At 46.7% G+C, this 24,846-nt stretch carries 24 protein-coding genes; 5 read left to right on the top strand and 19 right to left on the bottom strand.

Going from position 1 to position 24,846, the window contains the following annotated elements; genetic code table 11:
• Window positions 1-572 precede the first annotated feature (572 nt).
• From DW965_RS10390 to pheA, 4 genes are all read right to left on the bottom strand, one after another.
• Window positions 573-2,759 (bottom strand): RNA degradosome polyphosphate kinase, encoded by a 2,187-nt coding sequence (locus DW965_RS10390; protein WP_119198359.1) that lies wholly within the window; start codon window positions 2,757-2,759, stop codon window positions 573-575.
• 13 nt (window positions 2,760-2,772) lie between these two features.
• Window positions 2,773-4,314: a Ppx/GppA phosphatase family protein gene (locus tag DW965_RS10385; protein ID WP_055228686.1), complete on the bottom strand. Its 1,542-nt coding sequence runs from the start codon at window positions 4,312-4,314 to the stop codon at window positions 2,773-2,775.
• 83 nt (window positions 4,315-4,397) lie between these two features.
• Entirely contained in the window at window positions 4,398-5,726 is a 1,329-nt protein-coding gene (locus tag DW965_RS10380; RefSeq protein WP_055228687.1) for an ATP-binding protein, read from the bottom strand.
• A gap of 76 nt (window positions 5,727-5,802) precedes the next feature.
• The gene (pheA, locus tag DW965_RS10375) at window positions 5,803-6,933 is read right to left on the bottom strand and encodes a prephenate dehydratase (protein ID WP_055222099.1); all 1,131 of its coding nucleotides are present in this window, start codon (window positions 6,931-6,933) and stop codon (window positions 5,803-5,805) included.
• A gap of 412 nt (window positions 6,934-7,345) precedes the next feature.
• Between pheA and pyrB the strand changes: the two genes are divergently transcribed.
• Window positions 7,346-8,266 (top strand): aspartate carbamoyltransferase, encoded by a 921-nt coding sequence (gene pyrB, locus DW965_RS10370; RefSeq protein WP_022462762.1) that lies wholly within the window; start codon window positions 7,346-7,348, stop codon window positions 8,264-8,266.
• A 19-nt stretch (window positions 8,267-8,285) separates the two neighbouring features.
• Entirely contained in the window at window positions 8,286-8,723 is a 438-nt protein-coding gene (locus tag DW965_RS10365; RefSeq protein ID WP_022462761.1) for an aspartate carbamoyltransferase regulatory subunit, read from the top strand.
• Window positions 8,724-8,783: 60 nt separating this feature from the next.
• On the opposite strand, the gene DW965_RS10360 is transcribed toward DW965_RS10365, so the two are convergent.
• On the bottom strand, window positions 8,784-9,323 hold the full coding sequence (locus DW965_RS10360) for an MFS transporter (RefSeq protein ID WP_119198358.1): 540 nt from the start codon (window positions 9,321-9,323) through the stop codon (window positions 8,784-8,786).
• Window positions 9,317-9,964 (bottom strand): MFS transporter, encoded by a 648-nt coding sequence (locus DW965_RS10355; RefSeq protein WP_119198357.1) that lies wholly within the window; start codon window positions 9,962-9,964, stop codon window positions 9,317-9,319. Before DW965_RS10355 ends, DW965_RS10360 begins: the two co-directional genes overlap by 7 nt.
• 194 nt (window positions 9,965-10,158) lie before the next feature.
• Here DW965_RS10355 and DW965_RS10350 point away from each other — a divergent pair, with 194 nt between their 5' ends.
• A complete protein-coding gene (locus tag DW965_RS10350; protein ID WP_119198356.1) occupies window positions 10,159-10,443 on the top strand; it encodes an autorepressor SdpR family transcription factor in 285 nt (94 codons plus the stop codon).
• Window positions 10,427-11,059, top strand: coding sequence for an SdpI family protein (locus tag DW965_RS10345; protein ID WP_119198355.1), 633 nt, complete (start codon window positions 10,427-10,429; stop codon window positions 11,057-11,059). Before DW965_RS10350 ends, DW965_RS10345 begins: the two co-directional genes overlap by 17 nt.
• 140 nt (window positions 11,060-11,199) lie before the next feature.
• On the opposite strand, the gene nadC is transcribed toward DW965_RS10345, so the two are convergent.
• The 4 genes from nadC to DW965_RS10325 form a co-directional block, all read right to left on the bottom strand.
• Window positions 11,200-12,054, bottom strand: coding sequence for a carboxylating nicotinate-nucleotide diphosphorylase (nadC, locus tag DW965_RS10340; protein WP_022462757.1), 855 nt, complete (start codon window positions 12,052-12,054; stop codon window positions 11,200-11,202).
• Window positions 12,020-13,396, bottom strand: coding sequence for an L-aspartate oxidase (locus DW965_RS10335; RefSeq protein WP_117510300.1), 1,377 nt, complete (start codon window positions 13,394-13,396; stop codon window positions 12,020-12,022). Before DW965_RS10335 ends, nadC begins: the two co-directional genes overlap by 35 nt.
• Before the next feature lie 40 nt (window positions 13,397-13,436).
• The gene (gene nadA / locus DW965_RS10330) at window positions 13,437-14,345 is read right to left on the bottom strand and encodes a quinolinate synthase NadA (RefSeq protein ID WP_117510301.1); all 909 of its coding nucleotides are present in this window, start codon (window positions 14,343-14,345) and stop codon (window positions 13,437-13,439) included.
• A gap of 380 nt (window positions 14,346-14,725) precedes the next feature.
• A complete protein-coding gene (locus DW965_RS10325) occupies window positions 14,726-15,940 on the bottom strand; it encodes an AI-2E family transporter (RefSeq protein ID WP_242991186.1) in 1,215 nt (404 codons plus the stop codon).
• Window positions 15,941-16,215: 275 nt separating this feature from the next.
• On the opposite strand from DW965_RS10325, the gene DW965_RS10320 reads away from it, so the two are divergent.
• Entirely contained in the window at window positions 16,216-17,370 is a 1,155-nt protein-coding gene (locus DW965_RS10320; protein ID WP_022462754.1) for a DUF4317 domain-containing protein, read from the top strand.
• A gap of 94 nt (window positions 17,371-17,464) precedes the next feature.
• On the opposite strand, the gene DW965_RS10315 is transcribed toward DW965_RS10320, so the two are convergent.
• The 9 genes from DW965_RS10315 to feoB form a co-directional block, all read right to left on the bottom strand.
• Entirely contained in the window at window positions 17,465-17,887 is a 423-nt protein-coding gene (locus DW965_RS10315) for a flavodoxin (protein WP_022462753.1), read from the bottom strand.
• Between the two features lie 91 nt (window positions 17,888-17,978).
• Window positions 17,979-18,533, bottom strand: a complete 555-nt coding sequence (locus DW965_RS10310; RefSeq protein WP_055228382.1) for a DUF3793 family protein — start codon at window positions 18,531-18,533, stop codon at window positions 17,979-17,981.
• 18 nt (window positions 18,534-18,551) lie between these two features.
• The gene (locus tag DW965_RS10305) at window positions 18,552-18,842 is read right to left on the bottom strand and encodes a DUF2325 domain-containing protein (RefSeq protein WP_022462751.1); all 291 of its coding nucleotides are present in this window, start codon (window positions 18,840-18,842) and stop codon (window positions 18,552-18,554) included.
• A gap of 364 nt (window positions 18,843-19,206) precedes the next feature.
• Entirely contained in the window at window positions 19,207-21,294 is a 2,088-nt protein-coding gene (locus DW965_RS10300) for a heavy metal translocating P-type ATPase (RefSeq protein ID WP_119198354.1), read from the bottom strand.
• 97 nt (window positions 21,295-21,391) lie between these two features.
• Window positions 21,392-21,703, bottom strand: coding sequence for a DUF6110 family protein (locus DW965_RS10295; RefSeq protein ID WP_022462749.1), 312 nt, complete (start codon window positions 21,701-21,703; stop codon window positions 21,392-21,394).
• 176 nt (window positions 21,704-21,879) lie between these two features.
• Window positions 21,880-22,041, bottom strand: coding sequence for a hypothetical protein (locus DW965_RS21295; protein ID WP_330421108.1), 162 nt, complete (start codon window positions 22,039-22,041; stop codon window positions 21,880-21,882).
• On the bottom strand, window positions 22,014-22,334 hold the full coding sequence (locus tag DW965_RS21290; protein ID WP_330421107.1) for a transcriptional repressor: 321 nt from the start codon (window positions 22,332-22,334) through the stop codon (window positions 22,014-22,016). Before DW965_RS21290 ends, DW965_RS21295 begins: the two co-directional genes overlap by 28 nt.
• Before the next feature lie 33 nt (window positions 22,335-22,367).
• Window positions 22,368-22,502 (bottom strand): FeoB-associated Cys-rich membrane protein, encoded by a 135-nt coding sequence (locus tag DW965_RS10285; RefSeq protein ID WP_022462747.1) that lies wholly within the window; start codon window positions 22,500-22,502, stop codon window positions 22,368-22,370.
• A 97-nt stretch (window positions 22,503-22,599) separates the two neighbouring features.
• Window positions 22,600-24,750, bottom strand: a complete 2,151-nt coding sequence (gene feoB, locus DW965_RS10280) for a ferrous iron transport protein B (RefSeq protein ID WP_022462746.1) — start codon at window positions 24,748-24,750, stop codon at window positions 22,600-22,602.
• Window positions 24,751-24,846: the final 96 nt, after the last annotated feature.

Raw genomic sequence — 24,846 nt, 5'->3', positions numbered from 1 at the left:
CCTTTCCTTCCGTAAAGCCCACTACCACCGCTTTGTAAAATACCCGTTAATAAAATAACCGGTTACTTTACAAAAAATGTCCACATTTTCCCTTATCTCCGTCTCCATCCCCTTCTTTTCCAGCCACTCTTCCAGATCACTCTTTGTAAAATCCCCGAAAATCACCCGCAAAACCAATTTTCAAAACAAATTCTGAATAGCCATTCCTTTTCCCAATACCCAACAGATTATTTTTGACACAAAAAAACGCCGCAACTCTCAAAGCTGCAGCTCTTTCTCATCACAACATACCATATTCTTCTTTCATGTCAACGCAGTGGGCGCTCCCGCTCCCACATCCGTGTCCGTCCTTCACACAGCCCCGTAACGCACACAAGGGTGATGCGCATTTGCAGGGAGCGTGTAATTCTTAGGTTCTGGCATTTTGCGTTATGCGCCAAAAATCAACTGTCTGAGCGACAGCGAGTTTTGATTTTTGGCGCATGGTTTTAGCAAAATGACAGAGCCTTAGAATTACTAGCTCCCGAAACCGCGCATCACCCTTGTGTGCGTTACGGGGCGTCCGTCCAAACCTATTCCACCGGTTCCGCCGGCACAAACACCCTGCTGTTTTCCTGTTCTTTTGGTTTTTCCGCTCTTTCCGTTGCCTCCCTGCAGAAATACTCCTGTGAATTCACCAGCGTCTTTCCGCGCTTATCCGGCTTTGTATACGTTCCGTCTGCCTGTAAAATACTGGCTTTCACATTATCCTTCATCTGGATATCAAGAATATGCATTACTTCTTTCTTGATCTGCTCATCCTCAACCGGGAACACAATCTCCACCCGTTTTTCCAGATTTCGCGGCATCCAGTCCGCGCTTCCCATAAACACCTCTTCATTTCCACCACTGTAGAAGTAGAAAATCCGCGCATGTTCCAGGAAATTGCCGACAATCGAGCGAACGGTAATATTCTCGCTGACACCCGGGATTCCAACCTTCAGACAACAGATTCCCCGGATAATCAGGTCAATCTTTACTCCGGCTGCCGAAGCACTGTAAAGCGCCGCAATAATATCGCGGTCGCATAACGAGTTCATCTTCGCAATAATATGCGCTTTCTGTCCCTTCTTCGCGTGTTCCTCCTCCATAGCAATCAGATGCAGGAATCTGTCTTTCATCCAGAGTGGCGCAACCACCAGTTTGTTCCAGTGATCCGGCTCCGAATAGCCCGAAAGCATGTTAAATACTGCTGTTGCATCCTCACCGATCTTTGCATTGCATGTCAACAGGCCACAGTCCGTATACAGCTTTGCCGTAGAATCGTTATAGTTTCCCGTGCCAAGATGTACATATCTGCGAATGCCTGTCTCCTCGCGCCGAACCACCAGTGTAATCTTACTGTGTGTTTTCAGTCCCAGAAGACCATAAATCACATGGCATCCCGCCTTTTCCAGCATCTTCGCCCAGACAATATTGTTTTCTTCGTCGAACCGTGCCTTTAATTCCACCAGTACGGAAACCTGTTTGCCATTTTCCGCCGCCTGAGCCAGTGCTGCAATAATCGGAGAATTGCCGCTCACACGGTACAGTGTCTGTTTGATCGCCAGTACATCCGGATCCTTTGCTGCCTGTTGTACAAATTGCACGACCGGATCAAACGTCATATAAGGATGATGCAGCAGGATGTCGCCTTTTCGGATGTTTGTAAAAATGTCATCCTCATTCATCAGCGCCGGAACTGCCGCCGGAATATATTTCGGAATTTTATACTCATCAAAGCCGTCGAGCCCATACATTTTCATTAAAAACGTCAAATCGAGCGGTCCCGGAATCCGGAACAGGTCGTCTTCATCGATGTCAAACTCTTTTTCCAGCATCTTCAGGAGCCGCTTATCCATCTTATCTTCCACTTCCAGACGGATCACTTCGCCCCACTGACGTTTTTTAAGCTGCTTCTGGATCTCTTTTAACAGGTCCGAAGCCTCATCCTCATCGATCGAAAGATCTGCATTTCGCATAACACGGTACGGATGCGCGCAGACCACATCGTAGCTTAAGAACAGCTTTCCAATGTTCCGCTCGATGATCTCCTCCAGAAGAATCACATACCGCTGTCCCGTCTTTTCATCCTGCGGAAGCAGAATAAAACGCGGCAGTACCGAAGGAACCTGAACCGTCGCAAATTCCAGTTCTTTCTCCTTTTCCTTCTCCTTGCCTTTCTTCTCTTTCTTATCCTCCGCACGGCTCAGAAGCGAATCCTCTTTCTTATGCACCAGTGCACCGATATTCAATGTTTTGTTCCGGATCAACGGGAACGGGCGGGCCGAATCCATGGCCATCGGGGTCAGAACCGGGTAAATGTTTTCCTCAAAATAGGAATCCACATACTCCGCCTGCTCCTTCGTCAGCTTCTCGTGCTCACTGATAATCGTAAGGCCAACGTGCTCCAGAGACGGAACCGCCGAGCGATTGTACGTATTGTACTGCAGCTGCACTAGCTCATGCGTCCGTTTGCTGATCTCGGTAAGCTGCTCCTTCGCATCCATGCCGGACAGATCCTTTTTCGTATAGTTTGCATGCACCTGGTCTTTTAGTGAAGCCACACGGACCATATAAAACTCATCCAGATTGGAGGAGGTAATGCTGATAAATTTCAGACGTTCAAACAGCGGAATACTCTTATCCCGCGCCTCGTTTAAAACACGCTCGTCGAAGCTGATCCAGCTCAATTCCCGGTTTCGAAAATATTCCGGTTTCTTATATGGTGTTACATCCATCTTGTTCGCCTCCTTACATCTGCCGTTTCATCTTAATAATCGGCTGTATGCTGAATACCTCATTGAAAAAATCTAATTTATCCTGGCACAGTCCCTGCTCCAGTGTGAAATCACGGTCAACCGTCAGAGACAAATGCAGTTCTCTCTCCTTTAAGACAGCGCGGATCGACTGGATTTTCTGCAGGTGACTCCGATCTAGTGCATTCGCCAGACGGACGATTGCTGTCAACTCCGATACGGTCAGATACTGTTCTGCACTAAGCGACGATTCCATCACCAGCTCATCGTAGGATGGAAGCACTGCCGTATTGTATTTTGCAATCAGTGCGACCATCTCCCGTTCAATATGGGACAGTCCGATGATTTCGTTTGACATGATAATATTATAGGAAGAATCCGCGACATTATTAAGGCTGATGTATTTTCCGACATCGTGCAGCATCACCGCCATCCGAAGCAGCAGCCGCTCGCGTTCTTTCATGCCGTGCATCTTTTTCGTCGCATCAAACATGGCAAGCGCCGTCATCTCCAGATTCTGGACGTGCGGCCGGTTTACTGCATACCGTTTTCCGATGTTTTTTGCCGCCATCAGAATATCATTTTCAAAGTTGTGGCTTCCTTTTTGCAGTTTCATCTGCTCCGCATATTCGTATGCGATGCCGCGCGTCATATGCACGCCCGGGATCCATACATGCTCTGCCTCCATCATGTCAATCAGACATTTGTAGATCACGGCGGACGGGTACATCAGCGAAGCATTCTCCAGCGGGATGCCAAGCTTGACAGCCAGCTCCATCGGTGACTGACGGATGATCTTTTCATACCAGGTGTTGAAATTCTCACGGGAAATGATTTTTGTCGTTTTCTCCTCGATATTCTGGTAGACACTGTCGGTGAAAACATCGCCGATCAGCATGATATTTTCGATTTTGCGGTCTTTCAGATACATCTTCTTGAAGCTCGACACTTCATTCCAGATCAGTTCCTCGACCATCTCCTCGTAGTGTTCCGTCTCGCTCTGGATTCCGGCGAGGCGCTCACGGACACGAAGACTACCCATACGGATATTCTGTGTCGTCACAAGGGCGTCCTTATCAAACAGGGAAATCTGAAAACTGCCGCCGTCGAGGTCGAGAATCGCAGTTCCCTTTTCAATGACCTTGTTGAAATTGTCCTCCATCGCCGCAAGCGCCTTGTAGCCAAGGAAACGTTGCTCCGAGTTAGAGAGAACCGTGACGGAAAGACCGGTCAGCTGACGGATTTTTCCAAGGACATAGAGGCTGTTCGCCGCCTCACTGATTGCGCTCGAAGCCATGGCGCGGTAAGCATCCACGCGGTAGCCCTCCATGATCCGCACGAAATCTGCGAGCACGCGGCAGAGCTCCTCTTCCATTTCCGGGCGGATTTTCCCCAGCGTGTACGTATCTTTTCCAAGCTCCATCCGATGGCAGATCTTATCCACGCTTCGGATACCCTGCTTTTTGGAGATCTCGAAAATCTCCAGAATGACGTCGTAGCTGCCGATATCAATGGCAGCAAATGTGGAATACTGCATATACGCTTCTCCTCTTTCTTTTTCAAAGGATATCCCAAAAATCCCGCTCCCAATACCAAGCGGACTTTTTGACCTTTTTCTTTTTACTGTTTTCCGAGCAGATAATCGATAAACTGCTGTGCGGTACGGCCGGAAAGACCGCCGTGGGACAGTTCCCATTTATTTGCTTCTGCTAAAAGCTCTTCCTCGCTTAACTTCACGCCGTAGCGGTCTGCCAGAACGGAAACGATCTTCTGGAACTCTTTCTTATCCGGCGCACCGAAATAGATGCTGACACCGAAGCGGTATACCAGGGACAACTTCTCCTGTACCGTATCGGAGGTGTGCATATCCTGTCTCGTTCCCTCTTTGTCGCTGTAGTTCTCCTTGATCAGGTGGCGGCGGTTGGAGGTCGCATAGATGAGGATATTGTCCGGGCGTTTTTCCAGACCTCCCTCGATCACAGCTTTCAGGTATTTGTACTCGATCTCAAACTCCTCGAAAGAAAGATCGTCCATGTAGATAATGAATTTATAATTTCTGTTTTTGATCTGCGCAATCAGCTCGTTCAGATCCTGGAATTGATGCTTGTAAACCTCGATCATACGAAGTCCCTGATCGTAATACTCATTCAGGATACCTTTAATGCTGGAGGATTTTCCGGTTCCGGCATCACCAAAAAGCAGGCAGTTGTTGGCTTTTTTGCCCTCGACGAACGCTTTCGTGTTGTCGATCAGCTTCTGCTTTGGAATTTCGTAGCCGACAAGGTCGGAAAGGCGCACATCCGGGATGTTGGTGATCGGGATGATCTCAACATTTTCGCCAACGTGTGCGATGCGGAATGCTTTGTGCAGTCCCAGTTTTCCTACTCCAAAGTCTTTGTAGAACTGAATCATATCATCCATAAATTCGTCGACAGATTCTGCTTTTGCAAGACGGATGGCCAGTTCGCAGATGCGGTCGCGGACTTCTTTGTTGAACAGCTTGTTCGGGCTGTCGGTGTTCTCGTAATCGCTGATGACGGAAGCATCGCCGGATTCGAAAATTTCGTCGAAAACACAGATATCGAAATCGAACAGCTCTTTGAAACGGACAAAATCATGTTTTGCCATCTGGTTGATGCTTCCCTCGACTTTTCCGACAATCTCGCAGGAGGTAGAAAATGCATTTTCTTTGTTGACCAGAAGATATGTCAGATAATCGTGCCAGAGATTTCCGGAGAAGCCGTAGCGGTTTGCCATCTCGACAAGGCGGTTCAGTGCCTCATAAAACTGCGGCTCATATGCGCTCATATTCTCACGGAACCGGCGGTCCTTCAGGGAAATCTGAGCATTGACCAGTTTTTTGTAGGTCTCCACCAGTATCGTCATATCGCGCAGTACCTCCCCCTCTGCGAAATCGCGGTAGAGGATACATTCTTCTATTCTAATCATCTTTTGTCTCTTCCTTCCTGTCATTTTTCATTTTATTTATGCGAAAAGGCCGCTTGGTACGGCCCTCTCTTCTGGATTAATAATTTCCGAAAATCCGGAATTTCGCGGATTCTGCCTGCAATCCGCGCAGTGCGTTTTTGACTGCCGGATCGCTTAAGTTCCCCTCGAAATCCACGAAGAAACGGTACTCCCATTTCCGCTGCGGAATCGGGCGGGACTCGATTTTGGTCATGTTCAGATCGTTGTAAATAAAATGTGCCAGTGCGTTGTAAAGAGAACCGCTCTGATGCGGCAGTTCCATGCATACGCTGATTTTCTGTGCATCTTTTACAAAGCGTTTCTGCCCAGAAATGATAACAAAGCGTGTCGTATTTCCCTGGGCATCAAAAATACCTTCTTTTAAGATCTGCAGTCCGAAATGCTCTGCAGCGTACGGACTTCCGACGGCTGCCATCGTAAGATCACCGCTCTCGGATACTTCTTTTGCAGCGGCGGCTGTATTGAGACGCTCTTCCGTCTTCCAGTTTTCATTGGAATCCAGGAAACGGCGGCACTGCGCCAGCGCCTGCGGATGGGAAATCACGGTGCGGATCTCCTCAGCCTTTGCTCCCGGCAGTGCCATCAGCACATGCTCCACCGGCAATTCCTGCTCACCGACGATGTAGTGCGGATATTCCACCAGAAGATCATAAATATCGGATACAATGCCTGCTGTGGAGTTCTCGATCGGAAGCACGGCATAATCGGCTTCGCCCCTCGTAATCGCCTCCATCGCCTCTTTCCAGGTATCTACGTGAAAGCTTGTAATCGTATCATCGAAAAATTCTTTCATCGCACCGAAACTGTAGGCGCCCTCCACACCCTGGAAAACAACTCTTTTGCCGTGTGTCGGGAGGTGGTCAACCTGCGTGTAATCGGTCATCTCCTCGCCGCCGTTTTCTGTCAGCAGCTGATACTGACGCTTCCGGCTGATCGACATGATCTGCTGGAACAGCTCCTGGATGCCTTTTATATTGAATGCATTTGTTCCCTCGCCTGTCAGCTTTTCCAGCTTCTGGCGCTCACGTTCCGCATCAAAAACGGCTTTTCCTGTCTCTATCTTGTACTGCGCAACCTCCGCCGTCAGCGCCATCCGGTGCTGGAACAGGCGGACGATCTCGTCATCGGTGGCATCGATCTCGTCGCGGATTTTTCCTAAGTCTAGCATATCTGGTCCTCCTGATACTCTGCATTTGTTGCAGATATCAATATTTTACTCCATCTCCGTTTAATTTACAAGAAAAGATCTTCCGAAATTCGGCTTTTGTACAATCTTTTTCCTTTTTGACTGCTATTTCACTTTATTTTTTCACATTTCATATTACTCTGCTTTTCGACCTTTTTCCTGCCATTTTTTATCTTGCATTTATCCTGTTTTTGTGTTAAGGTGGAACACAGAAAAAATAAGTTACTGTTCACTCAGCAGGGAAACACCTGCTGTTTCGCTGCGTAAGAAAGTGATTCAGGCGTGAGCAGCCCTCCTTTTGCGAAGCAAAACTTTAAATGAGGGCTGCGAATGTTACCGTTCGCAGGGACCTGTGAACGGTAACAAAAATAAGGATCTTCATAGGAGGTAATATATGCGACACTTAATGAGTCCCCTTGATTTCTCGGTCGAAGAACTGGATCAGTTAATGGATCTGGCGAACGATATTGAAAAGAACCCGGAGAAATATGCACATGCCTGCGATGGCAAAAGACTTGCTACTTTATTTTATGAACCAAGCACACGCACCCGTCTCAGCTTTGAGGCTGCCATGATGAATCTTGGCGGTACTGTTCTTGGTTTTTCTTCTGCCAATTCTTCTTCCGCTTCCAAAGGTGAAAGCGTAGCCGACACCATCCGCGTGGTATCCTGCTTTGCAAATATTTGTGCCATGCGTCATCCGAAAGAAGGCGCTCCGCTCGTTGCATCGATGTACTCCCGTATTCCTGTGATCAACGCAGGTGATGGCGGACATCAGCATCCGACGCAGACTCTTACCGATCTTCTCACCATCCGTTCTTTAAAGGGTCGCCTGAACAATCTTACCATCGGCTTCTGCGGTGATCTTAAATTCGGCAGAACGGTTCATTCCCTGATTGAAGCGCTGGTTCGTTATACCGGCATTAAAATTGTATTAATCTCCCCGGAGGAGCTTCGTCTCCCGGATTACATCCGTGATGATGTGCTGCGGGCGAACAATGTTCCGTTTGAGGAAGTTATTAAAATGGAAGATGTTCTCCCGAAGCTGGATGTTCTTTATATGACCCGTGTCCAGAAAGAACGTTTCTTCAACGAGGATGATTACATCCGCATGAAGGATTTCTATATTCTGGATCAGTCCAAAATGGATCTTGCTTCTCCGGAAATGCTGGTTCTGCATCCGCTGCCGCGTGTCAATGAGATCTCCGTTGACGTGGATAATGACCCGCGCGCTGCTTACTTTAAACAGGTTCAGTACGGTGTTTATGCACGTATGGCCCTGATTCTGACGCTGCTGAACATCAAAGTCGATTAAGAAAGGAGCATCTTTCGCTATGCTGAACGTAGGACGTATTGAAGAGGGCTTCGTGCTCGACCATATTAAAGCAGGAAAGGCTATGACCATTTACCATGATCTGGGACTGGACAAGCTGGACTGTACCGTAGCCATTATTAAAAATGCCAAAAGTGAAAAAATGGGAAAAAAGGACATTCTGAAAGTTGAGTGTTCGGTTGATAAGATGGATCTTGACATCTTAGGCTTTATCGATCACAATATCACTGTCAATGTCATTAAAGACGGCGAGATTACGGAGAAAAAAGAACTTCATCTGCCGAAACAGGTGGTTGATGTGATTAAATGTAAAAACCCGCGCTGTATCACCTCTATTGAGCAGGGATTAAAACATGTCTTTATCCTGGCTGACCCGGAAAAAGAGGTTTACCGTTGCAAATACTGTGATGAGAAGTATACAGGAAACAGAAATAAATAAGAGCTGTACGGCAAAGCGCCCGGAACCACGTTCGGTTTCGGGCGCTTTCTTTTATCTTTCCTATGCAGTTTTTGCTTCTTTCGAACCGAGGCACACAATCAGCCAGCCGATGAAGGCCGCAAGAGATGCGCAGATCAGCATCGCGCCAACACCGGCTGCATCGATAAGCCAGCCGCCAAACAGGGAGCTCATTACATTTCCTGCGGTGATGGTCATTGCCATATATGCCTGTCCTTTAATCGAATCCTGCGGCTCCATGATGCCGTCCACGTAATAGACGCAGGCGACGTTGATCAGCGCCCAGCCGAACATCTGGAACGGCTGAGCAGCGTAGTATGTCGGAATATTAAAGGCCAGGAAGGTTCCTATGCTTTTCAGGACAAAAAACAGGCCGGAGAGGCGGAACCAGAAAACACTGCTCTTCTTTTTCAGCAGATAGCCGAACAGAAACATCGTTGGCAGCTCGGAAACTGCAGAGATGGTCATCGCATTTCCCATCTCACCGCTGCCACCACCTTTTGCCATTGCAATCTGATAATTGAAGCTGTTAATCAGGCTATGTGACATAAAGATCAGAATGCAGCCAAGCAGTACTACCACGAGGACGGATACCGTTTCAGAAAATCGACCGGACCGGCTGCTCCTGTCTCTTCTTTTTCTGCTTCTGCTTTTTTCCTGTCCTTTTTAAACGGAAAGTGAAATACACAGATGAGGAAAAGAATGTTCAGCGCGATAGCCCAGATCGGAATCATGTCTGCTCCAAAGGATGCGGTCAGTCGGCCGAGCAGCCATGATGCAATCGCATATGCAACGGAACCCATGCCGCGCCCGATTCCGTAATCAAGTTCCTCTCCCTGGCGGATCGTCTCCATACCAAGAGAATTAACGAACGGAATCATCAGCATCAGCATCGTAATGCTTGCGCCGTACAGCAGTGTCCTTACCACCATAGAACTGCTTTCTGCCGTTGCAGCAAGGGAAATGACAAGAACAAGCTGAATCAGGTTCGCTCCAAGGAGCATTGTTCGTACGGACGGGCTTTCCGGCCGATCTGCGTAGGATGCCAACGCAGGCTGCAGAACCGCTGACACGATACAGCCAACTGCCGTCAGAAGGCCAATTTGTGTGTTTGTGAAGCCTTTTTCAAGAAGATAGACGCTGGCATACCCCATCAGTGCCGCGTATCCCATCCAGTAGCAGCCCTGAATCGTGCCATAGCGCACGGACAGGTGTTTTTTCATGTTTTTGTCCCCCTTTTTCTACAACTTTTCCCTTATCGTAGCGTATTCTGCAGAAAATAGCAACTCAAAATCAACAATAAAACTATTTAGATTTTTTTCGAAATGCTTATTGACTTTTCACTTTCCCTGTGATAAAAAGTATTTAGATAAATTTCTAATTAAGTTGCATTCATACTGTCGGAAAGGAGGTTTCCATGGCATTCGCAGAAACGTTTAAAGCTCTCTCCGATCCTGTCCGGCGAAGGATTCTGGAGCTTCTGAAAAACGGAAGACTTTCTGCAGGGGAGATCGGATCGCACTTTGATATGACAGGTGCAACCATCTCCTACCATCTCGGTATTCTGAAAAAAGCAGGCCTTGTGCTGGAATTCCGGGAGAAAAATTTTATTTATTATGAACTCAACACTTCCGTCCTGGAAGAAATCATGCTCTGGATTTCAGAGCTCAAAGGAGGCACTTCTGATGTGGAAAAAATATAAAACAACACTGATTCTGACAACACTCATTTCTCTTTTCCCGATGGTGATCGGACTTCTGCTCTGGAATCGCATGCCGGACACCATTGCCACCCATTTTGGCACAAACAATGTTCCAAACGGCTGGAGCAGTAAAACGATGGCAGTGATCGGTATCCCTCTGTTTCTTGCCGCTCTGCAGATTTTTACCGCTGTTCTCACTTTTTCTGATCCGAAGCGGCAGAACATCGGTCCAAAGATGATCCGTCTTGTTCTGTGGATCATACCTGTAACCTCTCTGATCGTCTGCTGCTCCATCTACGCAAACGCAGTCGGCATCGCAGTTGATATCGGTTTTGTTAGCAATGGGATTGTCGGCCTTCTCTTTATTCTCATCGGCAATTACATGCCAAAATGCAAACAGAACTACACAACCGGCATCAAGGTTCCATGGACACTTCACAGTCAGGAAAACTGGAACCGCACTCACCGCCTCGCCGGCTGGATTTGGATCATCGGCGGCGTTGCCATGATCGTAAACAGCTTTCTGCAGCTTGAATGGATTTTATTTCTCACGATCGCAGCGCTGGTTTTGATTCCGATCGGATATTCCTTTCTCCTGTTTAAAAAAGGAATCTAACCCGGAGAATTTTTTATAAGAAAATTCAACGAAGTTTCCTGTTTAAAAAAGCTTCTGTTCTTCCCTTTTTCCGGGAGGAACAGAAGCTTTTTTATTTCGCGATTTTTATATCTATAAGGAAATGATTCCTATTTTTATACTTATTCTATTGGATGCAGATTTTTCAATGATACATCAAGAATCGGTGCAGAATGCGTCAGTGCACCGCTGGAAACATAGTCTACGCCGGTGTCGAGGATAGTGGCGATATTTTCTTTTGTCACATTTCCGGAGCACTCGGTTTTTGCTCTGCCGTTGATGACGGCTACCGCCTCTTTCATCTGCGCCGGAGTCATATTGTCGAGCATGATAATGTCGGCACCTGCATCTGCTGCTTCGCGGACCATATCGAGGTTTTCACACTCGACTTCAATCTTACGCACAAACGGAGCATAATCGCGTGCCATCTCGATCGCTTTTGTGACACTGCCTGCAGCTCCAATATGGTTGTCCTTTAACAGAACGCCGTCGGACAGATTGTAGCGGTGATTCTGGCCGCCACCGATTTTGACTGCATATTTTTCAAAAATACGCATATTCGGGGTCGTTTTTCTGGTATCGAGAAGGGTCGTTTTGGAACCTTCGAGCAGCTTCGCAACGCTTCTCGTATACGTTGCGATTCCGCTCATCCGCTGCAGATAATTGAGCGCGGTTCTCTCACCGGACAGCAGAACACGGATATCGCCGTTTACGGTTGCGAGCAGATCGCCTTTTTTGACTTCATCGCCGTCTTTCACATACGGAATAATCTCGGTTTTCTCATCGAGCAGCGTAAATACTCTTGCAAATACTTCCATACCGGCAATGACGCCGTCCTGTTTGCAGAGAAGCTGTACCGTTCCCTGGCAGGCTTCTGGCATGACAGCATTCGTGGTTACATCTTCACTGGAGATATCTTCCTGCAGCGCCAACAGCAGCAGATTATCCACATTTAGTGTTCTTGTGATTGGATTCATATTTGTCTTCCTTTCTGATCGCATCCCAGATGCTCTCTTTGCAGCGTTCTGCATATTCTTCCATATCCTGGTAATCTTCTTTTCTAATATCGTACCGTTTTGCAAGGAGCTTCCATTCATCTTCCTTCGGCTCCGTTGCCGTTTCTTTGCGGTCTGCGTTCTCTACAAGACCCTCTGCGGCCCATTCGGCAGCCATCTTCTTTGCCGCGCGCTCTGCGAATACAAGGCTCTCCAGCAGAGAATTGCTTGCCAGACGGTTTGCACCGTGCACGCCGTTGCAGCTCGTCTCACCTGCTGCATACAGATGATCCATCGTCGTTTCGCTATTGCTGTCTACCTTGACGCCACCCATAAAGTAATGCTGGGCCGGTACAACCGGGATCGGTTCTTTTGTGATATCATATCCCTCTTCCAGACATTTCTGGTAAATATTCGGGAACCGTTCTTTTACATCAAGCGGAATCGTTTTCAGGGAAAGCCATACGTGCTTCGTGTGATCCTTTTCCATCTGGCGGTGAATCTCACGGGATACCACGTCACGCGGCTGCAACTCATTGGTGAAACGCTCACCGTTTTTATCGAGCAAAACAGCGCCCTCTCCGCGGACAGATTCGGAAATCAGAAAACGGCGGCCTTTCTTTTGGGAATACAGCGTTGTTGGATGAATCTGTACGTAATTGACATTTTTCAGTGCTACGTTCCTGTGGATTGCAATTGCAAGTGCATCTCCGGTCAGATGCGGGAAGTTCGTGGAATTATCGTAAATTCCGCCGATGCCACCGCATGCCCAGATCACATCCCTGGCATAAACCGGAATCAGCTTTCCTTCTTCATCCCGGATCAAAACACCCTCGCAGACATTTTTGCAGGAAAGAATATCACACATTTCCGTGTGCGCAAGAAGCGTCACGTTCGGCAGCTTTTTTACCTGCGCGAGAAGCTTGCTCGTAATCTCCTTTCCGGTTACATCGTCGTGGAACAAGATGCGATTGGTAGAATGTGCGCCTTCTTTCGTATAGCAGAGTTCCCCGTTTTCATCGCGGCGGAAATCCACACCCCAGGCGATGAGCTGATTGATGACATTTCGGGAAGAACGGATCATAATGTCGACGGATTCCGGCGTATTTTCATAGTGGCCGGCATGCATCGTATCCTCATAGAACGCATCGTAATCGTCTTCGTTTTTCAGAACACAGATACCGCCCTGTGCGAGGAAGGAGTCGCTGTCCTCGGTATCTGCTTTTGTTATCATCAGAATATCGGCTTCCTGGGGCAGATGAAGTGCCGCAAAACATCCTGCCACACCGCATCCTACAATCACTGCATCATAATACTTTTTCATTTCATTTCCTCTTTTCCGCTTCTGCGTTCTGCTTATTTTGTTACTTTGCAAGCTCGAGCATTCTTAACAGCGGCGCATGTGCGTCTGAAATTTCCTGTTCGCTTAACAGAACTTCATTCTCCTCATTTTCCAGTGCTTCTATTAATTTGTCCAATGTCACTTTTTTCATATTTGGGCAGATCTGCGTATTTCCCACTGCATAAAACTTCTTATCCGGGCAGCGCTTTTTCAGCTCTGCGAAAACGCCAAGCTCGGTTGCAACGAGAAACTCGGTATTTTTACTTGCCTCGGCATATTTGATGATGCCTGCGGTGCTTCCGACGTAATCGGCAAGTGCAACGACTTCACTTCTGCACTCCGGGTGAACGAGAAGCTTTGCCTGCGGACGCGCTTCCTTTGCAGCCTTTGCAGCTTCTGGACGGATGGCAGCATGTACGTGACAGAAACCGTCATTTAAGATGATATGTTTCTCCGGCACCTGCTCAGCCACATAGGTACCAAGATGCTCGTCTGGGATAAAGAAGATGTCGTGGTTCGGCAGTTCTTTTACAATTTTTACTGCATTGGAGGATGTGACACAGACGTCGGAATGACTTTTTAATTCCGCGGTGGAATTGACATAGCATACGACAGCCACATCCGGGTACTCTTTCCGGACTTCCTCGATTTTTTCAATCGCTGCCATGTGAGCCATCGGGCAGTCGGCATGCAGATCCGGGAGCAGTACTTTTTTGCCCGGGTTTAAGATTTTGGCGCTCTCACCCATGAAACGAACGCCGCAGAGAACGATGACACTGGCGTCCACTTTCGTCGCCATGTCGCTTAAGTAATACGAATCCCCGATGTAATCGGCAATTTCCTGCACCTCATCCGGCACGTAATAGTGTGCCATGATAACGGCATTTTTTTCTTTCTTTAATGTTTCCAGCTTTTCTCTTCTGGTATCCATTGGTTTTGTTTCCTTCCTATTTTTACTATAACGATTCAGAACCCTGAATAGTGATATTTTTTTAACACTTTAGCGCTTAGTATACCACAACTTTTGTCATGTGACAAGACAGTTGTAATATCCATTGTCCATTTTTTTCATGCCTTTTCCCTTCCCCGTGCTCTATAATAGGAAGTACTTGTCTAAGACATGAAAATCTGTGACGCAGTAATTCACGTTCTGCTGCGCTGAATTTTTGCATTATTTTCCGGGATTGCTATAAAAACACCCGGAAGTTTGACGGTTGAATAATGATCTACAAAAAAAAACGGCCACAATACCCATATTTACTGGGTTTGTAACCGTTTTATCACCATACAGCTGTCAAAGACGGGATTCTATCATTTCACCTCTGGTATCTCACTATTTACCATTTCTTCCGCCGTATCTTCTTCTATTTCTGTCTTTGTCACCTGTTTGATATGCTTTTTTTTCAGATGCAGATATACGAATTCCCGAAAAATAGTATAGAACACGGAAAGCAACGGAATAAAAACAAGCATACCTATAATTCCCATAAGATTTCCGCCGATCGTAACTGCTGCAAGAACCCAAATCGATGGAAGCCCTACAGACTCACCCACAACATGAGGATAGATCAGATTTCCCTCGATCTGCTGCAGCACCAGAAATACTATAATAAATAAAATTGCCTGTTTCGGATTTACCATAAAGATCAAAAAGCTTCCCACTGCACACCCGATGAAGGCTCCGAAAATCGGGATCAATGCCGTAAACGCAATTAAAACTCCGATCAAAAGTGCATATGGCATCCTCAAAATGCTCAATATCACAACAAACATACAGCCAAGGATCACGGCTTCCAGACACTGACCTGTAAGAAAATTTGCAAATGTCTGATAAGTCAGAGAGCAGACTTTAAGAAAAGCATCTGCTTTTTCCTTTGGAAGAAAAGCGAAAAATACTTTTCGAATCTGCACCTGCAGCGTTTCCTTCTGAAAAAGGACATAGCAGGCAAAGGAAAATGCAACAAAAAAGGCTGCCAATCCACTAACTATGGAACCCACTGCTGACATTGTGATATTCATCATATTTCCTGCACCATTTCCAAGCAGGCTTATCCCCCACTTGATCGCCTGATCCGGATTAAACTGTACCTGATCTACAAGCTTCATGATTTCCTGGTTATTATGGGAAAACTCCCGGATCCAGCTTTGCATCTGCGGAATAAAATCAGCGATACTCATCATCAGGGTTCCTATTGTCCGCGTAAGCTGCGGAATCACACCAAACATCACCAGTACAATCACGCCAACCGCAAATACGATCGTGAGGAACAGGCTTATCGGTCTTGCCAGTTTTTCGACGATCTTATTTTCTTTTTTTGCCCTTCCAAAAATTTTCTTTTCCAAAAAGCTCATTGGCACGTTGGTCACAAATGCGATCGCTCCGCCAAGTACAAATGGAAATACGATCCCCCATATTGCTTTCAACACATCGAGTACCACATTAAACTTCCACAGTGCGACCACAAGAAATGCTGTAAACACAATAAGTTCCCGGATTTTTTTTACAGATTTTTTACTTATATCCACTATCATTCTCCTCTTTTTCTTAATTTCATGCGTATCCATTTAAGTAGCTGAATAATCGGAAAACTTGCAAACGCAAATTTTCAAACTCAAATTACTCCCCTTTATTAGACCTAATCGTATAACAGAATCGGTACCTCTGTCAAGATTTTTGAAATTATATTTAAAGTATAATAAGATATAGTCGCTATTTTCTTTCTTGCCTTTTCCCTTCCCTATGGTCTATAATAGAAAGTACTTGTCTAAGATACGAAATTGCTGATAAAGGAGCATTCTATATGAACAAAAAGGAAATTGCCGAAATTAAAAAACTGTTTACCCCATCCCACTGTGCGATCACGCGAATCTGCGGATGCTATGTGGATGCGGAAAAGAATATTAAGACAAAATTAAAAGAAGCGTTTCTCTCTCTCGAAGAGGAAGAAATGTTTAAGTATTTTAAGATTTTTAAAAGCACCCTCTCCGGTACCATCGGAAAGAATCTGCTGAATATGGAGTTCCCGCTCTCCCAGGAAAGTGAGGGCGGCACACAGGAGTTTCTCTTAAAACTCCGCAACAGTGAGCTGAAGGACGAAGCGCTGATTGATGAATTTTATGAAAAGGTGATGGCGGATTATCTCTATCCGGAAAACTACTATATTATTCTGATCCATGGTGCCTACGATGTACCGGGACGCGCTTCTGATAATCTGGATATGGACGATGCTTCCGATTACGTCTATGAATTTATCCTCTGCAGCATCTGCCCGGTAAAACTCGACAAACCGGGTCTCTGCTACAATGTGTCCCACAATACGATTGAAAACCGCGTGCAGGACTGGGTGGTCGGCGCACCGGAAAACGGTTTTCTCTTCCCGGCCTTCACAGACCGCAACACGGATATCCACAATCTGCTGTATTTCACGAAAAACGCAGAGATGGATCAGCCGGACTTTCTCGACCACTTCCTGGGCTGTCAGGCGCCGCTTTCCGCGAAATCTCAGAAAGAAACGTTTCAGTCTATTATAGAAGAAACTCTCGATTCCGCCTGTGATTTTTCTACTGTTATGACCATTCAGGAGAACTTAAATACCATGATTGAAGAGCGGAAAGACGATCCGGAACCGGTGGTGCTCGATAAACACGAGGTAAAACGTCTGCTCGCCAGCAGCGGCGTACCGAATGAACAGCTTGACGAGTTCGACGAGAAGTACGAATCCATTGCGGATGAGAAAGCAAGCTTCGTTGCCTCGAACGTGGCCAGTACACGGAACTACGAGATCCGCACCCCGGATGTTATCATCAAAGTCAGCCCGGAAAAGGCCCAGCTCATCGAAACCCGTACGATCGACGGAACACCGTATATTCTGATCGAGGCAGCCGATGAAGTGGAAATCAACGGAATTCTTTTAAAACCGTCACGGCCATCCGATGCGGATGATACCGAATTTTAACAGCCAAATGACAGCGAGTCTTTCTCCCTGTCCGAAAAAAAAGCGGCAGTCCCAGACAAAAGGGCTGCCGCTTTTTCTTCCTTTTTATTTATGCTTAGCAGAGTGCTTTTCCAAGTGCAATGCATGCTGCCTCAGCTTCATCATCTGGCGCGTCTGCGCAGATCACGCTGTCGCATACCAGCTCGGCGCCATCATTTTTGCAGCTTTCTTCCCAGGTGCGCATCCACTCGCCGTCTCCCCATCCATAGGAACCGAACAGAGCGATTTTCTTTCCGGAGAGTTTGGATTCACATGCGGAGAACATTGGCTCGAACTCGGTATCTTCCAGCTCTTCTGCCCCCATAGCCGGGCATCCGAAAGCGATTGCATCGTATGCATCTACATCATCCGCAGAGAAATCTGCGCAAGTCAGAACAGAAACTTCTGCGCCTGCCTCTTTTGCTCCCTCTGCTACTTTCTGTGCCATCATTTCTGTGTTGCCGGTTCCACTCCAATAAACTACTGCTACTTTGCTCATGTTTCAAATCCTTCTTTCTTTATTTTCTGATTCCGGGGGATTTTTCTTTCCCCGATCCTACTGCCCTTTTTATGGTATGCAGGATTTTATGTTAAACAGCTACGGTGAGCTGTAAAACGCTTCTTCCCTGCTTCCAGAGACGCAGATACACGTTTCTGCATTTCTGATAGCGCTGAAATGTTTTCTGTGTTTCGCACTCATTGCAATAGACCTTCCAGCATCCCTTGCATTTATAATTGTGGCCTTTGTTCTCAATAAAACCGATCACATCACCGAGCGGATAGTTGAGAAACACACCGATCTCATGCGGAAATCCTTCTTTACACTCTGCTACCCGGGTTTTCAGGCGATTCAGTGCATAGGCAATGTCTGTATTTTCATATCCATAGGATTTTAAAAACGCTGCATTCTCCGGATTTTCCAGCTCCTTCTGGAGAAGCCCTTCACGGTACACATAGACCAGTGCTCTCGTCTCATGCTCCCGCAATACAAAGATGTGAATTCCTTTTGGTTCCAGACAGGCACTCCAGTATGAAATCTGATCTTCCAGTTCTTCTTTGGATGAAAATGTCATATTACATAAATTTGCGGCTTTGATGGAAGCCAGCGTTGCCGAACAGTGTTCGATCAGAAATCTCTCAATCATGCCTTTTACGTCTCCTTCTTACATTGCTGCTGCGCAGTGCTCATCTAATACCGAGCGAAGTGCGGTGGCACTGCTGGTATGGATTCTTGCGATCGGAATATTGTTTTTCTTTGCTTCCTGGGAAGCAGTGATGACCATTTTGTGGGATACGGTGTTGGTAAAGAGAATCATCAGATCCGGATTCCCAATTTTTTTCTTAACGGAGCCATGCTCTTTCGGGAACACCTTTGCTTTACATCCATAGTCTTTACAGATATCTGTATATTGACACACCATTCTTTCATTTCCACCGATAATTACGACACTCATCTTCTCTACCTGCCTTTCTGTTGTTATCTTATGCTACTTGAAATTAGTTTATTCTAACTCCTGTGTTTTAAGAAAGAATCCCTCTACCGGGATCCCGTATGATTTTTGGTTTTATCCGTTGTACTTTAATTAGCTACATCTAACTGTTGGGTATATCATACCGTTTTTGTCGGATTTTGTCAAGGATATCCTGCAAATTTTTCCGGCTTTTCTTGAGAAAATTGTATCATTTTCTTTTTCACATCACGCTGGTGAAAGAATATTCGCAATGGAAGCAGAGACTTTCCCTGCTTTTGTTAAAAAGCCGCTGGAATCTTAAGAAGAAGACTCCAGCGGCTTTCCCGTTGCTATTCTGTTCTGTTTTTTATACCGGCTCGTCCAGCAGGTTACCCATACTCTTTAAGCCAATGTAAAGAGTAGATGTATTGTGAAGCAGTGCGGAAGTGGTTGGCTGTAAAATGCCGCCCACGCCGAGCAGAATCAGTCCGGCATTGAACGTAACGATAAAGCGGTAATTCTTATGAATCCGTTTCATCAGACGGTTGCTCAGCATACGAAGCACCAGAATTTCTGCCAGATCGTCTGCGGCAACGGTGATATCCGCGATCTCACGCGCAATCTCTGCGCCCTCGCTGATGGCGATTCCAACGTCTGCGGCAGAAAGTGCCGGTGAATCGTTAATACCGTCACCGATCATAATGACTTTACGTCCCTCTGCTTTTTCTTTCTCCACAAAGTTTGCCTTATCCTCCGGCAGTACCTCAGCATAGTACTCGTCCACGCCGACCTTCTTCGCGATCGCTTTTGCCGTGCGCTCGCTGTCTCCGGTCATCATGACGATCTTTTTCAGACCTGCTTTTTTCAGCTGACGGATAATTTCGGCCGCCTCCGGACGAAGCGGATCCTCAATGCAGATAACTGCTGCAAGTACACCTTCTAAGGCAAGATAGAGATGAGAATACTCCTCCGGCAGATGACGGAACTTCTCTTCCATTCCTTCCGGAATGATACTGTTCTCATCCTCAAATACGAAGTGATAACTTCCAATAATCGCTTTTTCGCCATTGATCGTTGTAGAAATACCGTGTGCAACGATATATTCTACTTTGGAGTGCATCTCCTCGTGATCCAGATGTTTCTCTTTTGCCGCGTCTACTACGGCTTTTGCCATGGAATGCGGAAAATGCTCTTCCAGGCAGGCTGCGATGCGCAGAAGCTCATCCGGGCTCTTTGTTTCGCTGAAGGATACCACCTCTGCTACGGTCGGCTGCGCTTTTGTCAGTGTTCCGGTCTTATCGAAAACGATCGTATCCGCTTCCGCCACAGCCTCCAGGAATTTACCGCCCTTTACGGTGATCTTGTGCTGGTTTGCCTCGCGGATTGCAGAGAGAACGGAAATAGGCATGGCAAGTTTTAACGCACAGGAGAAGTCTACCATCAGAATAGAGAGTGCTTTCGTTGCATTTCTGGTCAGAAGATACGTCAACGCCGTTCCGCCAAGGGAATACGGTACAAGACGGTCTGCCAGATGCTCTGCCTTGCTCTCCAGTCCGGATTTCAGTTTCTCGGACTCTTCGATCATCGCGGTAATCTTCTCGTAACGGCTGGATCCGCCGGTCTGCTTCACAAGAATGGTAAGCTCGCCCTCCTCAAGAACCGTTCCCGCATAGACAACGGAACCTAAGGTACGGCGTACCGGAACAGATTCTCCGGTCAGAGAAGCCTGGTTTACCATACCCTCGCCGTTGGATACCTCGCCGTCGAATGGAATCAGATTTCCCATATGTACGACAATCTCGTCGCCCGCAACAATTTTTTCAGACGGAACGAGAATTTCCTGGCCGTCTTTTTTCAGCCATACCTTTCCGACGTTCAGCGACATGCTGCGTGCCAGATCTCCGACGGATTTTTTATGCGTCCATTCCTCAAGCAGCTCTCCTACGCCGAGCAGGAACATGACAGAGCCTGCGGTTCCATAGTCGCCGCGGAGCATCGAAACACCGATTGCGGTTGCATCAAGAACCGGAACTTCGATCTTTCCCTGTGCCAGTGTCTGGATTCCTTTCCAGATATATTTTACGGAAACAACCGTAGTATAGATGGCACGGATCGGTGCCAGAAGAAGCCATTTTCTTCCAAAGTGGTAAATCACTTTGCTGATCAGCTTTTCCTGATATTCGTTGTTTAACGCTCTGCCGGAGCTCTCAAGCAGTCCGGTCGGCAGCTCTACTTCCTCGTAGTGGAAGAGCTGTATCATCCGAATCACAGCGGCTCGTTCTCCCTCGTAACAGATCACGGCATCGCCGGTTCTGTCATATACCTTCGCGAAAGATACCTGGTTCTGATTCTGCAGATAGTACAGCAGTGTCTCTGCCTGTACGGAGGACATGCGCTTCTGTGCCAGATGGATTCGGATTCTGCCTCTGCTTTCGTGTTTAATATAAAATTTCAAATCTTATGCCTCCTAGAAAAACACCTGCAGAGAATTCTGCAGGCGTTTTGTTTTTTCCGTATGAATACGACGTAAATCAGATGTTGCTGTGTACAGCTTATGCCTCAACCGTATCCTCTGCTTCTGCTTCAACAGCTTCCTCTGCTGTCTCTTCAGCTACATCCTCTACTGCCTCTTCTGCTGCTTCACGCTCTTCGTTGATCTGTTTTGCGTCAGCATAGATGTCCTCCGCATTCTCCTGGATGGTCGTTACCGTATCCATAACAACTTTCTTTGCACGAAGAACAGCTGCGGTGCAGTTGGTGTAAAGTTTTTTCGCATCCTTGCTGGACAGTGCTTTGATACCTGCTGTTCCGAATAATACTCCTGCTGCGAAAAGTCCTGGATGTTTTAAATCTTTGATTGTCATATTACATTTCCTCCTATTGTTAAAATAAATTTTTCCTGAATTTTACATCTTCCCCCGCTGTGGTTCACAGTATAGCACTCACCTGCTCGGTTAGACAATACGTACAGTTCTTTTTGATAATTATTTTCATTAAAACAGGGAAAACGGAAGGAATTTTCACCCGTTTTCCCCGTTTTTCAGCCTTCCACCGCTGAAACAATCACATTTTCAATATCCTGATTCTGAATATAGCCCTTTGCCTTCAGTCCGGATTTCATCACGTCCATCCACATCTCTCCGCTTAAGCGGCAGATGGTATGATCGCTCAGTTCTACGGTACAGCCTGATCTTTGAAGCATTCTTCTCCACAGGCAATCTTGTAAAAATTTTTGCGGCTGATTGCACCGATGCTCTCCAGTGTATTCACCATGCGATACACCGTAGCAGGCCCGATGCTGCTGTCTTTCTGCAGAGCTTTATAGTAAATTTCTTTACAGCAGGAGCACTCCTCTTCCAGGATAATATCGAGCAGAATCCGTCTCTGTCTGGTTATTCTGCATCCCTGTTCCCGGAGCTTCTGAATAATCAGTTCTCGCTTCATCTGTGTTCTGTGATAATTTCTGGCTTCATGCTTTGTCTGTTCCTGCGGCATACGTTCTACCTCCTGATGATGATTCCTGTCCTGTCAGTCGCAATGTCCCTTGCACTGCCCGCAGTTACCACCACAGCTTCCCTTGCCACTTTTTTTATCTTTAATCATACTGCGTACTGCAAGTCCTACCAGACCAACAACGACTACAAGTGTGATAAAAGTTCCCATAGAAACAACTCCTTTCTTTTCAAAAGAGTCCGCATCCTGCAGCGGATGCCGGATACGGACTCTTCATCAGATACATGTTCTCTATCTGTCACAGCAATTATTTGCTGAACATTTTGTTGGTGGAAACGCTCAGAGTTGCGCTCTCTTTGTAAGGTCTTACCAGCAGATATACAAATCCAATGATGAGCAGAACAGCAACTACCGTTCCGATTCCAAAACCGCCGCCGATGAACAGGTTACCGATCTGATAAATGCACAGGGATACAACATAGGCAAGCAGTGTCTGATATCCGATTGCAGTAAAAAACCATTTGGTATTGTTCATCTCACGTTTGATTGCACCCATTGCTGCGAAGCACGGTGCGCACAGAAGGTTGAATACCAGGAAGGAATAAGCTGCTACCGTAGATAAGCTTCCTGCGAGCTGTCCCCAGATCTCGGCACCGTCTTCTGCAACTTCACCAAAGCCGAACAGGATACCGAAGGTACCAACAACGTTCTCTTTTGCGATCAATCCGGAAACAGCTGCAACAGCCATCTTCCAGTCGCCCCATCCAAGAGGTGCAAACAGAGGAGCGATCACGCTTCCGATGGAAGCCAGGATACTGTCATTTAACTGCTCAGCTTCCAGCATTCCGAAGGATCCGTCAACCCATCCGAAGTTCATCAGGAACCACAGAACGATGGTAGACATCAGGATGATCGTACCGGCTTTTTTGATGAAAGACCAGCCACGCTCCCACATGCTGCGGAGAACGTTGCTTACCGTCGGCCAGTGGTAAGCCGGAAGCTCCATAACAAACGGAGCCGGATCGCCAGCGAACAGTTTTGTTTTTTTCAGGATGATACCGGAGCAGATGATTGCTGCGATACCAACGAAGTAAGCACTTGGTGCAACCCAGGAAGCTCCATTAAACAGAGCGCCTGCGATCAGGGCGATGATTGGAAGTTTTGCTCCACAAGGTACAAACGTTGTTGTCATGATGGTCATTTTACGGTCACGGTCATTCTCGATGGTACGGGAAGCCATGATACCAGGAACACCGCAACCACTTCCGATCAGCATCGGAATGAAGGATTTTCCGGAAAGTCCAAATTTACGGAAGATACGGTCCATGATGAATGCAACACGCGCCATGTAACCGCAGGACTCCAGAAATGCCAGGAACAGGAACAGTACCAGCATCTGCGGTACGAATCCAAGTACGGCACCAACACCGGCAACAATACCATCCAGGATCAGACCCTGCAGCCAGTCAGCGCAGTGGATCGCGTTCAGCAGATTTTCAATGGCCGGCGGAATGATCTCTCCAAAGAGTACATCGTTGGTCCAGTCCGTTACAAAAGTACCTACTGTTGTGACAGATACATAATATACAACCCACATAACAACTGCAAAGATCGGAAGTGCCAGCCAGCGGTTAGTTACGATCCGGTCGATCTTATCCGATGTTGTCATGGCGTTTTTCTTGTTCTTTGTGACACAGTCACCGATGATGCTGGAAATATAAACGTAACGCTCGTTTGTAATAATACTCTCGGTATCGTCATCAAATTTGTCTTCCAGCTGTTTGATCTCGGCAGATACATCCGGAACGGATTTCATCTGCTCTGTGATCTTATCATCTTTCTCCAGAAGTTTGATTGCAAAGAAGCGTTTCTGCTCATTTACAATATCACTTCCGAGTTTGCTCTCAACGGTGCGGATGACTGCCTCCACATCCTTGTCAAACTCATGAACTGGTACAGCAGCACCTTTTTTCTGTGCAATCTGCACTGCTTTATCAGCAGCTTCTTTGATTCCGGTTCCTTTCAGCGCAGAGATGGTTACAACTTCACAGCCCAGCTTTTTCGCCAGTTTGTCGATATGTATTTTGTCTCCGTTCTTTTCAACAATATCCATCATATTGACAGCCATGATCACCGGAATACCAAGTTCCATGATCTGTGTGGACAGATACAGGTTACGCTCAATGTTGGTACCATCTACGATGTTCAGAATCGCATCTGGTCTTTCATTAATCAGGTAATTTCTGGCTACCACTTCCTCCAGTGTATACGGAGATAAAGAATAGATACCCGGAAGGTCCATGATGGTGACATCTTTGTGGCCTTTGAGCTTTCCTTCTTTTTTCTCGACGGTTACACCTGGCCAGTTTCCTACGAACTGGTTGGAGCCTGTCAGTGCATTGAACAATGTTGTCTTACCGCAGTTCGGGTTTCCTGCGAGTGCAATCTTAATTGCCATTTTTTCCATGCCCCTCTTTCTTTGATTTTTACTGATTTTAATAACTTCACAAGCCTTACCAATATTGGCTACAGCTTGCTTTTGTTAGCATCCGCT

It is taken from the genome of Blautia sp. AM47-4, from assembly GCF_003479865.1.
In the GTDB taxonomy this organism is placed as follows: Bacteria; Bacillota; Clostridia; order Lachnospirales; family Lachnospiraceae; genus Fusicatenibacter; species Fusicatenibacter saccharivorans.
Note: the sequence above shows the minus strand (reverse complement) of the source record. Positions and strands in the feature narration are given on the sequence as shown.